This window comes from [Clostridium] aerotolerans DSM 5434 (assembly GCF_000687555.1).
Classification (GTDB): Bacteria; Bacillota; Clostridia; order Lachnospirales; family Lachnospiraceae; genus Lacrimispora; species Lacrimispora aerotolerans.
On sequence record NZ_JHWJ01000010.1, the window covers coordinates 50,311 to 64,257 of the forward strand.

General features: G+C 43.6%; 12 protein-coding genes. 8 read left to right on the plus strand and 4 right to left on the minus strand.

Annotated features, from left to right (window positions below):
* Window position 1 precedes the first annotated feature (1 nt).
* Genes T546_RS0113995 through T546_RS0114010 form a run of 4 tightly spaced genes read left to right on the plus strand, consistent with a single transcriptional unit; the run spans window position 2 to window position 3,606 of the window.
* The gene (locus T546_RS0113995; RefSeq protein WP_026892151.1) at window positions 2–1,171 is read left to right on the plus strand and encodes a THUMP domain-containing class I SAM-dependent RNA methyltransferase; all 1,170 of its coding nucleotides are present in this window, start codon (window positions 2–4) and stop codon (window positions 1,169–1,171) included.
* Complete coding sequence (locus T546_RS0114000) at window positions 1,161–2,480, plus strand: lectin like domain-containing protein (RefSeq protein ID WP_242842239.1); 1,320 nt, start codon at window positions 1,161–1,163, stop codon at window positions 2,478–2,480. Before T546_RS0113995 ends, T546_RS0114000 begins: the two co-directional genes overlap by 11 nt.
* A gap of 24 nt (window positions 2,481–2,504) precedes the next feature.
* On the plus strand, window positions 2,505–3,113 hold the full coding sequence (gene rdgB / locus T546_RS0114005) for an RdgB/HAM1 family non-canonical purine NTP pyrophosphatase (RefSeq protein WP_026892153.1): 609 nt from the start codon (window positions 2,505–2,507) through the stop codon (window positions 3,111–3,113).
* 1 nt (window position 3,114) lies between these two features.
* Window positions 3,115–3,606, plus strand: a complete 492-nt coding sequence (locus tag T546_RS0114010; RefSeq protein WP_026892154.1) for a metallophosphoesterase — start codon at window positions 3,115–3,117, stop codon at window positions 3,604–3,606.
* 90 nt (window positions 3,607–3,696) lie between these two features.
* Here the strand turns inward: T546_RS0114010 and T546_RS0114015 are convergent, their stop codons facing one another.
* Window positions 3,697–5,094 (minus strand): family 4 glycosyl hydrolase, encoded by a 1,398-nt coding sequence (locus T546_RS0114015; protein WP_026892155.1) that lies wholly within the window; start codon window positions 5,092–5,094, stop codon window positions 3,697–3,699.
* Between the two features lie 150 nt (window positions 5,095–5,244).
* Between T546_RS0114015 and T546_RS0114020 the strand changes: the two genes are divergently transcribed.
* Window positions 5,245–6,111, plus strand: coding sequence for an AraC family transcriptional regulator (locus T546_RS0114020; RefSeq protein ID WP_026892156.1), 867 nt, complete (start codon window positions 5,245–5,247; stop codon window positions 6,109–6,111).
* A gap of 27 nt (window positions 6,112–6,138) precedes the next feature.
* On the opposite strand, the gene T546_RS0114025 is transcribed toward T546_RS0114020, so the two are convergent.
* From T546_RS0114025 to T546_RS24685, 3 genes are read right to left on the minus strand one after another with little or no spacing between them, the layout of a single operon-like run.
* Window positions 6,139–7,257 (minus strand): glycoside hydrolase family 88/105 protein, encoded by a 1,119-nt coding sequence (locus T546_RS0114025; protein ID WP_084326408.1) that lies wholly within the window; start codon window positions 7,255–7,257, stop codon window positions 6,139–6,141.
* 2 nt (window positions 7,258–7,259) lie between these two features.
* Complete coding sequence (locus T546_RS0114030; RefSeq protein WP_026892158.1) at window positions 7,260–8,798, minus strand: response regulator transcription factor; 1,539 nt, start codon at window positions 8,796–8,798, stop codon at window positions 7,260–7,262.
* Between the two features lies 1 nt (window position 8,799).
* Complete coding sequence (locus T546_RS24685; protein ID WP_026892159.1) at window positions 8,800–10,560, minus strand: sensor histidine kinase; 1,761 nt, start codon at window positions 10,558–10,560, stop codon at window positions 8,800–8,802.
* 184 nt (window positions 10,561–10,744) lie between these two features.
* Here T546_RS24685 and T546_RS0114040 point away from each other — a divergent pair, with 184 nt between their 5' ends.
* The 3 genes from T546_RS0114040 to T546_RS0114050 are packed head-to-tail and all read left to right on the plus strand — an operon-like array spanning window position 10,745 to window position 13,908.
* Complete coding sequence (locus T546_RS0114040; protein WP_026892160.1) at window positions 10,745–12,091, plus strand: ABC transporter substrate-binding protein; 1,347 nt, start codon at window positions 10,745–10,747, stop codon at window positions 12,089–12,091.
* 26 nt (window positions 12,092–12,117) lie between these two features.
* A complete protein-coding gene (locus T546_RS0114045; RefSeq protein ID WP_026892161.1) occupies window positions 12,118–13,047 on the plus strand; it encodes a carbohydrate ABC transporter permease in 930 nt (309 codons plus the stop codon).
* A gap of 6 nt (window positions 13,048–13,053) precedes the next feature.
* Window positions 13,054–13,908 (plus strand): carbohydrate ABC transporter permease, encoded by an 855-nt coding sequence (locus tag T546_RS0114050; RefSeq protein WP_084326410.1) that lies wholly within the window; start codon window positions 13,054–13,056, stop codon window positions 13,906–13,908.
* Window positions 13,909–13,947 lie beyond the last annotated feature (39 nt).

Sequence of the window (13,947 nt, forward strand, 5' to 3'; positions counted from 1 at the left end):
AGTGAGAAAAACATTTGAACTCATCGCACCCTGCCATTTTGGTATGGAAGCGGTACTAAAGAAGGAAATAACGGATTTAGGATATGACATTACGGAAGTAGAGGATGGAAGAGTGACGTTCCTTGGGGATGATGAGGCGATTTGCCGTGCCAATATCTTTCTTCGTTCCACGGAACGTATTCTTTTAAAAGTAGGAAGCTTCAAAGCAGAGACATTTGAAGAGCTTTTTCAGGCGACCAAGGCCATTCCCTGGGAAGAATACATTCCTAAGGATGGAAAATTCTGGGTCACAAAAGCTTCCTCTATTAAAAGTAAGCTCTTTAGCCCTTCTGATATCCAGTCCATTATGAAAAAAGCAATGGTAGATCGAATGAAGAAATCCTTTGGACTGGAATGGTTTGAGGAAGATGGTAGTTCCTATCCCGTAAGAGTATTCCTTTACAAAGATCAGGTAACGGTAGGGATTGATACAACGGGAGAATCTCTTCATAGAAGAGGTTACAGAACCCTTACCAGCAAGGCACCCATTACGGAGACACTTGCGGCAGCCCTTATTATGCTGACTCCCTGGAATAAGGATCGAATCTTAGTAGATCCCTTCTGTGGAAGTGGAACCTTTCTCATAGAAGCAGCTATGATGGCGGCTAATATTGCCCCTGGCATGAATCGTTCCTTCCTGTCACAAGAATGGGATAATCTGATTTCAAAAAGAATGTGGTACGATACCTTAGATGAAGCCAATGAAATGGTGGATAAAGAGGTAAAGGTAGACATTCAGGGATACGATAGTGATCCAGAGATCATAAAGGCTGCCAAGTTAAATGCTGCTGCTGCTGGAGTGGATCATATGATCCATTTTCAGGAAAGGCCGGTAAGTGCACTCAGCCATCCTAAAAAGTACGGATTTATAATAACCAATCCGCCTTACGGGGAGAGACTGGAAGAAAAGAAAGATATGCCAGAGCTTTACCGCCAAATCGGTGAGCGCTATAAAGCACTTGATGCCTGGTCATTATATATGATAACTGCCTTTGAAGATGCAGAAAAATACATTGGAAGAAAAGCAGATAAGAACCGTAAGATCTATAACGGTATGATGAAAACCTATTTCTATCAGTTTATGGGGCCAAAGCCACCAAGAAGAAAAACAGGAGATTCGGTTGAAAAATAGAACAAGGATTGCCTTGATGCTTTTAGCAGTCTCAATCGTAACAGGATGTCAATACAAAAGCCCTGATAAACCAGTAGTAGGAAAGGTGCCTGTAACAAATGGCGCCCTTCCTGCCTCCTATGACGGGAGAAAAGAGGGCAGAGTACCGGCCGTAAAAAACCAGGGAAACCTTGGGACCTGCTGGGCCTTTGCCTCCCTTCAGGCATTGGAGGCCAGCCTGCTGCCAGGAGAATCTAAGGATTTTTCAGAAGACCATATGTCCCTGGGGAACGGTTTTTCCATCCCTCAGGAAGAGGGCGGGGAATTCACCATGTCCTTAGCTTATCTCCTCTCCTGGAAGGGACCGGTTTTAGAAGAACAGGATCCTTATGGAGATGGTGTTTCGCCTGAGGGATTAAAAGCGGTCAAGCATATCCAGGAAGTTCAGATGATTCCCGGTAAGGATTATGAAAAGATAAAACAGGCGGTTCTACGCTATGGCGGGGTACAAAGCTCCCTATATACCTCCATGACCGATGAAAACAGCCGTTCCGCCTCCTACAATGAAAAGGCATATGCTTATTGCTATATTGGCTCTGAGCCTCCAAACCACGATTCTGTGATCATTGGCTGGGATGACAATTATTCCAAGGAGAATTTTAATGAGACGGTAAACGGAGACGGGGCATTTATCTGCTTGAACAGCTGGGGGAAGGGCTTTGGAGAGCAGGGCTATTATTATGTGTCTTACTATGATTCCAACATTGGAATGAATAATCTGGTATATTCCCTGACGGAAGATACGGACAATTACAGCAACATCTACCAGTCTGATTTAAGAGGCTGGGTCGGACAGCTGGGGTATGGAGAAGATACCATCTGGTTTTCCAATGTTTACGAAGCAGGAGGTGATGAGGCTTTGTCTGCAGTTGGTTTTTATGCAACAGCGAAAGACACCTCCTATGAAATATATGGAGTGGGGAAGGTAAGTGATGAGACCGCAATCGTAAGCGGCGGGGATTTCGACCGGAAGGTGCTGTTAGCAAAGGGAAGCTTTGACAATGCTGGTTATTATACGGTTCCTGTTACCGGCAGCTTAAAGGAAGAGCAAAAGCTTAATAAGGGAGAACGATTTGCGGTTATGGTAAAGATCACCACACCAGATGCCATTCATCCTGCAGCCATCGAGTATGATGCAGGAGATGGGCGAACCCTTGTGAACCTTACCGATGGGGAAGGCTATATCAGCCCCGACGGAAGTCACTGGGAGCGGGTGGAGAAAAAGCAGGACTGCAATCTTTGCTTAAAAGCGTATACGACAGACCGATAGGGCTGGTGATAAAGGAGAGTATCAATGAACGAGGATAAGATAATTTTTGCAACTGGCAACGAAGGAAAGATGAGAGAAATCCGGGAGATCTTAAAGGACCTGGGTATGAAAATCCTTTCCATGAAAGAGGCAGGAGCGGATCTTAACATAGTAGAAGATGGTTCCACCTTTTTGGAAAATGCAGAGATTAAGGCCAAAGCTGTATGGGAAAAGACAGGAGGCATCGTCCTTGCTGATGATTCCGGTCTGGTCATCGACTGTTTAAACGGAGAGCCGGGAATTTATTCTGCCAGGTACATGGGAGAGGATACCTCCTATGAGATCAAGAATCAAAATCTCTTAAACCGTGCGGCAAAAGCCAGAGGAGACGAACGAAGCGCCCGGTTTGTCTGCAGCATAGCGGCAGTTCTGCCGGATGGAAACGTGCTTCATACAGAGGAAACCATGGAAGGAATTTTGGCGGACAAGCCTGCAGGAGAGGAAGGCTTTGGATACGATCCTATTTTTTATCTTCCTGAGTTTCAAAAAACAGCGGCAGAGCTACCCATGGAACTAAAAAATAAGATCAGCCACCGGGGTAAGGCACTGGAAGAGATGAAATGTAAGCTCATGGAATATTACGGGAGGAAATAAGATGAAAGTACTGATCGTCAGTGACACCCACAGAAAGGATGACAGCCTTTATAAGATTATTTCTGAATCCGGCCCTTTTGATATGCTCATCCATCTTGGTGACTCAGAAGGAAGCGAGGAGAAGATTACCGGCTGGGCAGGGGAAAACTGTCAGGTCCATATGGTTCTTGGGAACAATGACTTTTTTTCCGATCTTGACCGGGAAAAAGAAATTACCATCGGCAAATACAGGATTTTATTAACTCACGGTCATTATTACAATGTTTCTCTTGGCGTGGAGCGTCTGGAGCTGGAGGCCAGGGAGAGGAATCTTGATATCGTTATGTATGGCCACACCCACAGGCCATTTTACGAGGTACATAACGGAGTTATCGTTTTAAATCCAGGCAGCCTGTCTTATCCAAGGCAGGAGGGGCGTAAGCCATCTTATATGATCATGGAAGTGGATGAGATGGGAGAGGCCCATTTTACCCTTAATTTCCTGGGAGCTTAAAGAAGAAAGAGACCACTGGAAACACTGCTGTGTCGATTCCGGCAGCTGAGTGTTTCCAGTGGTCTCTTATTTATCGGCAGAAATTAAGGATTATTTCCAGCCATCTGGCAGATAAGTCATGGTATTTGCGATCATATCGTCGACTAGAGTCTTGATTTCTTCCTCTGTGGCCCTTCCCTTTACCAGAGGATCTGCTAAAAAGGCATCGTAGACCAGAGAACGGTCACAGGTAAGGGCAGCGTTTAAGATGCGCTCATGATTGTCTACGTGAGGCTTAATGAGCTCCAGAACATTCTCTGGGATAGCTCCGGCCACAATAGGCTTAATGCTGTCACGGTCAAAGGCAGCGTTGGTCTCAACGATGGCATCAGCAGGGAGATTTGGAATCTGTAAATACGTATTTGGAATATTTACATTGCTGATGGTACGCTCCAGACCGCAGAGAGACTTGATTAAAAGAATTCCTTCCTCTCCCGATGGCTTTAACTCTATTTTTTCTTCTCCAGTGACCAGACGGTGGCTCTTCTCCAGTCGTGTCTTTAAATCTTCTTTTCTCCATGCAACGGTTGTTAGGTTGAACTTCCAGCTCTTTGTTGTTTCCGGATTTTTTAAATATTCATCTCCCGGCATGAATTCAGCCAGGTGTCGGTCACCGGCTGCTGCAATCAGGCCATAGCGGCGGAATAAGTCAAATTTCAGACGATGAGCACATTCAAAGGTACTGTTTGCCCAGTTCTTATCCGGCTCGTTATAGCCTTCTTCGTAATGAGAATCAATGTAATCACGGTAAACCGGGAATAAATCAATCCCTTTATAGGAAGCCTGGTCAAACCAAGTAAAATGGTTGATACCAAGAACATTTACATGGATATCCTTTCGTTCCACATCCTTAAGACCGAGAAATTCTTCACAAATTCCCTTTAATACCTTCTGAGTGCCGAACACCTCGTGGCAGCAGCCAAAGGCCTTGATCTCCGGAAATACATGATACAGAGTTTTTACGCATAAGGACATTGGGTTTGTGTAGTTGATGACCCATGCCTTAGGTGCATATTCTTTTATGGCTTCGGCGATGGTAACAAACATGGGAATGGTGCGGAGAGCACGGATCATTCCACCAGGGCCGGCAGTGTCGCCTACGGACTGATAGATGCCAAGTCTTTCCGGAAGATGAACGTCAGAAGCCATTTCATCAAAGGTACCTGGGAGAATGGAGATCACTGCAAAATCGCAGCCGGTCAAGGCATCCTTTAAAGAAGAGGAGGTCTCATACTTCCATTTCCCAATGGTGTCCTCTCTGGCTGAAAGCTGATTGCCGATGATTTCGTTATTTTTAGAGGCAGACTCATCAATATCGTATAACCGGATGGTACCGCTTAGAGAATCATCCATGGATAAGTCCGTCATAAAGGTCCAGGCCCAGCCTCTGGAGCCTCCGCCGATGTAGGCGATCTTTAAATCCGTGATCTTGTTATCAGAGTAATTCATAAAAAGTTCCTCCTGTGGATTGGCTGTATGTTTAGGTATTTTCTTGGTCTCTATATTGCATATTATAATGCATTATAGTATTATAAATCTTATATAATTGGTGCTTTTTTTAATGAAATAGTACTTTTGGCTACTAACTTGGAGGAGAGAATGGATAAAATTATTTTTTCGGAAAGCATGGAAGGGGTCGCCATTGACCAGGTGGTGCGGGACCAGGAATTTTCCATGACTATGAAGCATTTTCATGATACCTATGAGCTTTATTTTCTCCTGGAGGGAGAGCGGTATTATTTTATTGAAAAAGAAACTTATTTTGTGAAGGCAGGAGATGTGGTCTTAATTAACCGGGAGCAGGTTCATAAAACAAGCCAGGCAGGAAGTGGAAAGCATGATAGAATCCTGTTGCAGCTGAACGAAAAGGTTCTGGATCCATGGTTAAAAAGTGCTGGCGTCTATACCCTGGGTCGTCTCTTTGGAGATTATTATGGAGTTTTAAAGGTATCGGAGTTTGAATGGCAGGAGATGAACGCTCTTTTACTTGGAATCAGGGATGAACTTAAGCAGCGTGGGGAGCGGTATGAGACCATGGTCCGCTTAAAGCTGTCTCAGATCCTTTTGCAGATTTACCGGATTGGAAAGAAAAATGTGTTAAAGGAGATGCCGGCTCCCGTTCAGACCGCCAAGCATGGAAAGGTTCATGAGGTGGCGGAGTATCTGACCACCCATTGTGAGACTGGGGAGAGCTTAGAGGAGCTTGCCATGCGGTTTTTCATCAGTAAATCTTATTTGAGCCGGATATTTCGGGAGGTAACAGGTTTTTCCGTCAATGAATACCGCAATCTGGCAAGAGTGAGAAAGGCAAAGGAGCTTCTTGGAAGCAGTGATTATTCCATTACGGAAATCTCAGGACTTCTTGGATTCGAGAGCGTGACTTACTTTGAACGAATATTTAAAAAGCATGGGGATGAAACTCCATCTGCATACCGGAAAAAAGCCGGAAGAGGGGAATCCTTTTAATCAGGATTTCCTTCTTCCGGCTTTTCTTTATTTCTCCAATGCCTCACATAATGCAGTCAGGGCAAGTGCCTGGCCATATGCCATTGGCATAAGAAGAATATTTTTATAATGGTCTGCATCCATGCCGATTCCTGTTCCGGCTGATACATTAAGAACGGTACCGTCATCGGATATATTATTACAAATGGCTTCAATTGCTTTGTCCGCAGCTTTTTTATAGGTATCATCAAGGATGCCTGCTTTTACGCCCCGAAGCAGTCCGGCCGCAATGGCAGCAGAACCGGAAACCTCCTCATAGCTTGTCTCATCTGTAAGAACCGTATACCAGAGACCGGAAGGTGCCTGAAGACGTAGCATTGCGTTTGCCTGAGCCTTAAAGGTATCGATGAAAAAGTCTCGGACTCCCTGGCTCATCTCCTCGCCGCAAACGTCTAAAAATTCCATGATCCCGTAAGTGAACCAGGAGTTTCCCCGGCACCAGAAGATGCCGCCGAAATTATCCATCTGATCAAAGCGGAAGCCGTGATGGAAGAGGCCGGTCCCTTTGTCAAATAAGTATTTGATATGGACAAGGAACTGATGGGTGGCTTCCTCTTTCCATTCTTTTTTATTTTCCTGATGTCCCATATGATTTAAAAACAGGACGGACATAAACAGGGTATCCACCCAGATCTGACCTTCGTTTAAGTTAACGCCATTCCGGTCCCCGATGGCACTTGTTACGTGCTGGAAACCATTGTCCGGAGTCTTAGGAAGCTCGTTGATCAGCCAGTCAGCCCGCTCCATCAGAAGCTTTTTCAAATCCTGAGAGTTTGACAGTTTATCGCTGATATATGACAGGGGAAGAAAGGGGGCTGTTGTATTTATATTTTTTGAAGGAAGTCCCCGCTCCATATGACCATGATACCAGCGGTCAAAAAAGGGCAGATAACGGTCATCTCCATAAAAGTCCTGAAGTTTTTTCAGTCCATAAAGTCCTACACCCTGAGGCCAGTCCCACTCCTCGATACCAAAGTCTCTTTGTATGATTCCTTTGCTTGTATCTGCAGAGCTGACATTCTGGTCCTTGTCGTAATCACTGCCTCCCAGGTTCATAAGTTTTTCCACCACTAAATGGATTTTTTCTAGTAACTGTTCGTTTGACATGGTCATGATTCTCCTTTTTGTGTGTGATTCCTGTTTGTCTTTAATGTTTCAATATATTCGGTCGGCGGAAGGCCGGTATACCGCTTAAATACCTGACTGAAGTACTGAGGATTGCTGCCAAAGCCTACCTGTCTGGCAATGTGCTTTACGTTGTCATTATGATAAAAGGTCATGAGGCGTATAGCTTCTTCCATTCGCTCCTTGTTAAGATAGTCGGAAAAGCGCATTCCTTCTTCTTTAATAAATTGCTTGCTTAAGTATCCCACACTTACGAACAGATAATTCTCAGCCAGCCATTTTAAGGATAAATTCTCAGAATCTAAGTGTTCTCTGATATAGGTTTTTAATATGGAGATGTTGGAGCTGACCTTCTGCGTGCCGGAGCCTTCTGTTTTTTGCACCATGACAACGGAAAGAAGCTCTCTGATGCCCTGTACGGAATTGCAGGAATAAAGGCGTCTGAAAAAGTCACAGGCAGCATCCGTAGGAAGCTTTTCCTGTTCCACACCGCTTTGAAGAAACAGGCCCAGAGCAAGATTCCTGGCAGTATTTAAGGGCATGGAATCGATAAAAACAGAAGCCAGGAGTGCTGTTTTTTGTAAGGTATTTTCCGCCGAGGTAATAGAGTCCTCCAGGCGGCTGATCATCCAGGGGGAAGCTATGTGATTTTTAATCTCATGAGAGAAGCCATCCTCCTTTACCAGTAGAATGCGCTCGAACCGGGAGATCTTTGATAATATTTCATGGAACAGTTTTTCTGCGGATTCCTTATGGATAAATTCCGTTTCAAAGGTAACGGACTGTCCTGGATATTTAAGCTCTGTGATCTGGCGTTCCATCTCCTCTTGAATGGCAAGGGTGGAAGCCGGAAAGATCATTACCGCAGTATTCTTTACGTATAGTATGGAAAAAAACAGGGGGATCTTAGCCGTCTCCAGAATCCGTTTCACGTCACAGGCAAAGCTTTTTAAATAGCTTTCCTCCACAAAAGAGCAGATGCAGGCATACTGGCATTCCTTGGGGAAGGATAGAAATCCCTGGTATTTGCGAAAGACTGGAGAGAAGCAGTCCTGGTGCTCCAGCGCTTCCATAATAAAGCTCTGTTCCAGCGGGAAATGAAGGCTTTTTAAGAAATGATCCTGCTGGAGCTTTCGATTTTCCTCTTCAATCAGCCGTTCCTTTCTCACAGAAACAAGAGAGTCGATTAATTCATTTTTGTCCGTAGGCTTTAACAGATAGTAGCGGACACCGTATTTCATGGCCTGCTTTGCGTATTCAAAATCATTGTATCCGGAAAGGAGGATAAAGGTGATTTTTGAATCGGATTTTATGGAGCGGTCAATTAAGTCGAGTCCGTTTAATATCGGCATCCGGATATCGGTAATCACTACATCCGGATACTCATCGCAAATAATATCGTAGGCTTCCATGCCGTTCTTTGCCGTAGCGATCAGCTGATAGCCCAGGGCTTCATAGTCGATCATCTGGGAGAGGGCTTCTCGAATAATCTGTTCGTCATCTACTATCATCAGTCTCAGCATATCAAACCTCCTGTTCCTTTGGAATGGACAGCATGACAACTGCCTTTCCACCCTTGTTGTAAAATTTCAGTCCGTAATTGTCGCCATAAAGCAGTTTTAACCGGGAATTGATATTCAGGAGTCCGACGCCGGAGCCCTGGGGGGTTATTTCCCTGTTTTCTATTTTCTGTAACAGGTCATCTTCAAACTGGGAGCCTGTATTTGAAACCTGAATCTGATAGTCTTTTTCCATTTCCTGAATGGTCACCCTTATCCGGCATAGCTCATCCGTATCCTCCATGGCATGCTTTAGGGCATTTTCCACAAGGGGCTGGATGCAGAGCTTTGGTACAAATATCTGAGAGGTCTTTTCCGGGGTATCCAGTTCAAAATGAAGCCTGTCCTTAAATCGTATTTCCTGAATCCTGATATAGTCGGACAGCACTTTCAGTTCTTCGGATAATGGAATGATATCCTTTTGATCTGCAATGGAAGCCCGAAACAGGTTTCCAAGGGAACGGACCATAACAGAGATATCATCGGCACCGTACTTTTGTGCCATCCAGTTAATGGTGTCCAGAGTGTTGTATAAAAAATGGGGATTGATTTGCTGCTGGAGCATCTTAATGGCAGAATCCCTCACAAGAAGCTGCTTGTCATAATTTTCATCCCGAAGGACCTTTACGCTGTGGGTCATTTCATCAAAGCTCCGATGAAGCTGTCCGATCTCATCCTGACGGCTGTCGTAATCGTAGCATTTGATGTTGCAGGCAGGTGCTTCTCCGCTGCCAAAGCATTTAATCTTTTCAATGAGATAATCCAGGTGACGGAAAATATGGCGGAAAATAATATTTACCAAAACCCCGGTCACTGCTATGATGCAGAAGGTGAACAGGAATATCTGCATGCTGACCATACGGATTCTGTAAAATAAGGGATCATAATCCCGGAAATACAAATAATCCCATTTGGTATAAGAAATGTGACCGTTTATGATAAATTCCTTATTGCCGTCAATGGTCGCTATGGTATAGTTATTTTCCTGTTTTTTACTTTCCTCTAGCAACTGGAGAGATAATTCATCATGGAAAGGCTCTGCCGGATAGATCCGCTTATTTCCTGACATGAGGACGAAGTTTGAGTTTTCCGATAAGCTTCCGGAATTCATAAGGCCATCTTCAATCATTTTATCCATATCAACGGTGATGTAAAGCTCTCCAATCTTTTTTAAGCTTAAGTATTTAAGCTTAAGGATCTGTCTGGCACAGACCGTATTGGGACCTGGCTGTATGCTGGAGGCCCAGATGGACCTGCCTTTTAAAGAATCCAGTCTTTGATTGAGCCCTTTTACATCAAACTGTAGGATTTCATCAGAGCTTCCCATGCAGATATTCGTTCCATCCTTAAGGATAATATTAATGGAACGGATATAATTGCTTCGGTAAATATACGTATAAAGCTGCTGGTAAATATCCCTGCGGGCCAGGGCCCGCCTGTTGCTGTAAGGATTTTCAGAAAGAAATGACAAGTTATTCTGTATGGTCTGATCACCAATGAGGCTGTCTGTAATATTCTCTACCATCTGCATCTCTGATTCCAAATAGGTGGTCACGTGGTTTAAGGAATTTGCATTGGTCTGATAAAGCTCCTCATTATAACGAGCCGTTAAAATTTTAATACTAAAAAAGAAAGTAATGCAGAGTGCCAGCATGGACATTGAAAAAACTGTCAGTATTTTTTTATATAAGGATAGGTTGTTAAACCATAGGATGCACCGATTCATAAATATATGACCTCTCTTCCTGACAGTATTATATAGTAAAAACGTAAAAAAATAAATTGAATTTCGACATATAATTACAAAAAGCTGTTTTTTTAACCACAAAAAGCCATATTTTAACTTTACCGTTGTGCATATTTGACATATGATGTGGTTACCATAATTAAATCGAAAGGGAGGTTTTACAATGAAAAAAAGACTTTTAGCAACAACTCTTGCTGCACTTTTAGCAGCAACATCTTTAGCTGCATGTGGTTCCAAGACAGAGACCAAGGACACACAGACAACCGGAGCTACTTCTGCAGCAGAAACCACAAAAGCAGCTGACACAACCGCAGCAGCAGGTGGTAAGGTAACATTAAATCTCAGCTGGTGGGGTAACCAGACGAGAAACGACGTAACCAAAAAAGCAGTTGATCTTTACATGAGCCAGAATCCAAACGTGGATATCAAGGTTGAATTTACTGACTGGTCCGGTTACTGGGATAAGCTTTCAGCAATGGCAGCTGGCGGAAATCTGCCGGATATCGTTCAGATGGACTATTCTTACTTAAACCAGTACCAGAAGAGCGGACAGCTTGCTGACCTTTCTGAGTTCATCTCCACTGGTGCCATCGACACAACAAAGATTCCAGAGAGCATTATTGAAAGTGGTTCCATCGACGGAAAATGCTACGCTATCAGCCTTGGAAGCAACGCTCCTATGATGCTTTATGATAAAGCAATTGTTGAAAAAGCTGGCGTAACAATCCCAGATCAGATGACTATGGATCAATTATACGACATCTCCAAAACAATATACGAAAAAACCGGCACAAAAACTCTTTATGACGGTGGTATCAACATGATGCAGATCATGGCAAGAGCAAATGGTTCTCATCTGTTTGATGAATTAACAGCTGGAAAAGAAGATTCCATGAAGATTTACTTCAACACCATGGAGAAATTCGCAAAAGCTGATTTCAGCATCTCCGCTGACCTTCTTGCTGAGAAGAACCCAGACGTTGTTGAAACAAAGCCAATCATTGATTCTTCCACATGGAACGACTTCTTATTATCCAACCAGTATATCAGTGTATCCAAAACTGCTGGTAGAGATTTAGGAATTACCATGTTCCCAACATTAACCGATGCGAAAGCACAGCCAATTTATTTAAAGCCAAGTATGTTCTTCTCCATTGCTGAATCTTCCAAGAACAAAGAAGAAGCAGCGAAGTTCCTTGACTGGTTCACAAACAGCACCGAAGCAAATGACATTCTTCTTGCAGAAAGAGGAATTCCGGTTAACTCTGCAGTAGCAGATGAAATCAAACCAAAGGCAGACGAAATCGCACAGCATGTATTTGACTACGTAGCAAAGGTTTCTGAAGTTGCAACACCAATCGATGCTCCAGATCCATCTGGTAAGGGCGAAGTAGAAGCATTAGGAAAAACAGTTGTAGAGGCAGTTCGTTACGGCGATGCCACTGCAGATGATGCTGTTGCACAGTTCGTACCAGAGGCTAAGAGAATTCTGGAAGAAGCAGCGAAATAGCAGTTAGAAAGTCTGGAGGGGATATCATGAAGAACAATCAGATGACCCCTAAGAGAAAAGAGACATTGGTTCAGGTATTAAACAAACCGAAGGTTGCAGGATATGTATTTATCCTGCCCTTCATTATAGGATTCCTTGCATTCCTTGCCGTTCCAATGATTCTGTCCTTAGGGTTTTCATTTACCAGATACAACATATTGAAGACACCGGTTTTTATAGGTCTGGAAAATTACAGAACCATGTTTTTTGGCGATCCAAAGTTCTGGAAAGTATTCGGAGTAACCATGTACTACGTTCTGTTTTCGGTTCCTCTCCGGCTTATCATGGCTCTTGCAGTTGCCATGCTGCTAGTGAAGAGTACTAAATTATCTGGTTTTTACCGGGCAGTTTATTATCTGCCTTCCATCATTGGTTCCAGTGTTGCTGTTGCAATCCTGTGGAAGAGAATGTTTGCCAGTGATGGTGTTATCAATGCACTTTTGAAAATCGTTGGACTACCATCTGACATTGCATGGCTTGGAAGAACAGACACCGCAATCTGGACTCTGATCATATTGGCAATCTGGCAGTTTGGTTCGTCCATGCTTATATTCTTATCCGGCCTTAAGCAGATTTCAGTCAGTCTTTATGAAGCTGCTACTGTAGACGGTGCCAATGGCATTCAGCGTTTCTTTAAAATTACGCTTCCTATGCTGACACCAACCATTTTCTTTAACCTGATCAACCAGCTGATCAATGGTTTTATGGCATTTACCCAAAGTTACATTATCACTCAGGGAAAACCCAGAGACACCACACTGTTCTATACGGTTTATATGTATCAGAACTCCTTTACTTATAATAAGCTGGGATACGGCTGTGCCATGGCATGGTTCATGGTATTCGTAGTGGGGCTTCTGACTCTGGTACTATTTAAGACCCAGAAGAAGTGGGTACATTATGAAGCAGAAGGGTGATGAAATATGATGACAGGATATAAAGAAAAAAGAACAGCCATCACAGTAATATATCATGTATTTACCTTTTTCTTCGCTTGTGCTATGATATATCCGCTTGTATGGATGGTAATGAGCTCCTTTAAAGACACCAATGAGATATTTCGTACAGCTGCCAGTCTGTTACCGGAAAAATTTTCTTTTACCAACTACACCGTAGGCTGGAAGGGATTTGCAGGTTACAGTTTTGCAATATTTTTTAAGAATTCCTTTGTCATTGCCGGACTTTCCACCTTGGGAGCAGTTGTTTCCTCTGCAGTCATCGGCTACGGATTTGCCCGTATTGACTTTAAATTTAAAGGCTTCTGGTTTGCCTGCATGCTGCTGGCAATGATGCTTCCTTTCCAGGTCATTATGATTCCTCAGTATATTATCTTTAATAAACTGGGCTGGGTAGGCAGCTACCTCCCAATTATCGTCCCACAGTTTTTTGGACAGGGCTTTTTCATTTTCTTAAATGTACAGTTTATTAAAGGAATTCCCATTGACTTAGATGAGGCTGCAAGAATGGATGGCTGTACCGTTTACTCCATCTTCTACCGGATTATTTTACCTCTGATCAAACCTTCACTGGTTACAAGCGCAATTTTCTCCTTCATGTGGAGATGGGATGATTTCCTTGCTGCGTTAATTTACTTAAGTGATCCGTTGAAATATCCGGTCAGCTACGCCCTTAAGATGTTCTCAGATCCCACAGCTGGTTCTGACTGGGGCGCAATGTTTGCAATGGCAACCTTATCCCTGGTACCGATTTTCCTTATTTTCTTGACCATGCAGAAATATCTGGTTGAAGGAATCGCATCCACAGGAATTAAGGGCTAAAGATAGCTTTTCAGGCGGGAGACCAAGACGATTTGGTTT

Bases quoted from the DNA above. Each gene is read 5' to 3' on its own strand.
- rdgB (WP_026892153.1), top strand. From the start codon at position 2,505: ATGAACGAGGATAAGATAATTTTTGCAACTGGCAACGAAGGAAAGATG.
- T546_RS0114010 (WP_026892154.1), top strand. From the start codon at position 3,115: ATGAAAGTACTGATCGTCAGTGACACCCACAGAAAGGATGACAGCCTT.
- T546_RS0114015 (WP_026892155.1), bottom strand. From the start codon at position 5,094: ATGAATTACTCTGATAACAAGATCACGGATTTAAAGATCGCCTACATC.
- T546_RS0114020 (WP_026892156.1), top strand. From the start codon at position 5,245: ATGGATAAAATTATTTTTTCGGAAAGCATGGAAGGGGTCGCCATTGAC.
- T546_RS0114025 (WP_084326408.1), bottom strand. From the start codon at position 7,257: ATGTCAAACGAACAGTTACTAGAAAAAATCCATTTAGTGGTGGAAAAA.
- T546_RS0114030 (WP_026892158.1), bottom strand. From the start codon at position 8,798: ATGCTGAGACTGATGATAGTAGATGACGAACAGATTATTCGAGAAGCC.
- T546_RS24685 (WP_026892159.1), bottom strand. From the start codon at position 10,560: ATGAATCGGTGCATCCTATGGTTTAACAACCTATCCTTATATAAAAAA.
- T546_RS0114040 (WP_026892160.1), top strand. From the start codon at position 10,745: ATGAAAAAAAGACTTTTAGCAACAACTCTTGCTGCACTTTTAGCAGCA.
- T546_RS0114045 (WP_026892161.1), top strand. From the start codon at position 12,118: ATGAAGAACAATCAGATGACCCCTAAGAGAAAAGAGACATTGGTTCAG.
- T546_RS0114050 (WP_084326410.1), top strand. From the start codon at position 13,054: ATGATGACAGGATATAAAGAAAAAAGAACAGCCATCACAGTAATATAT.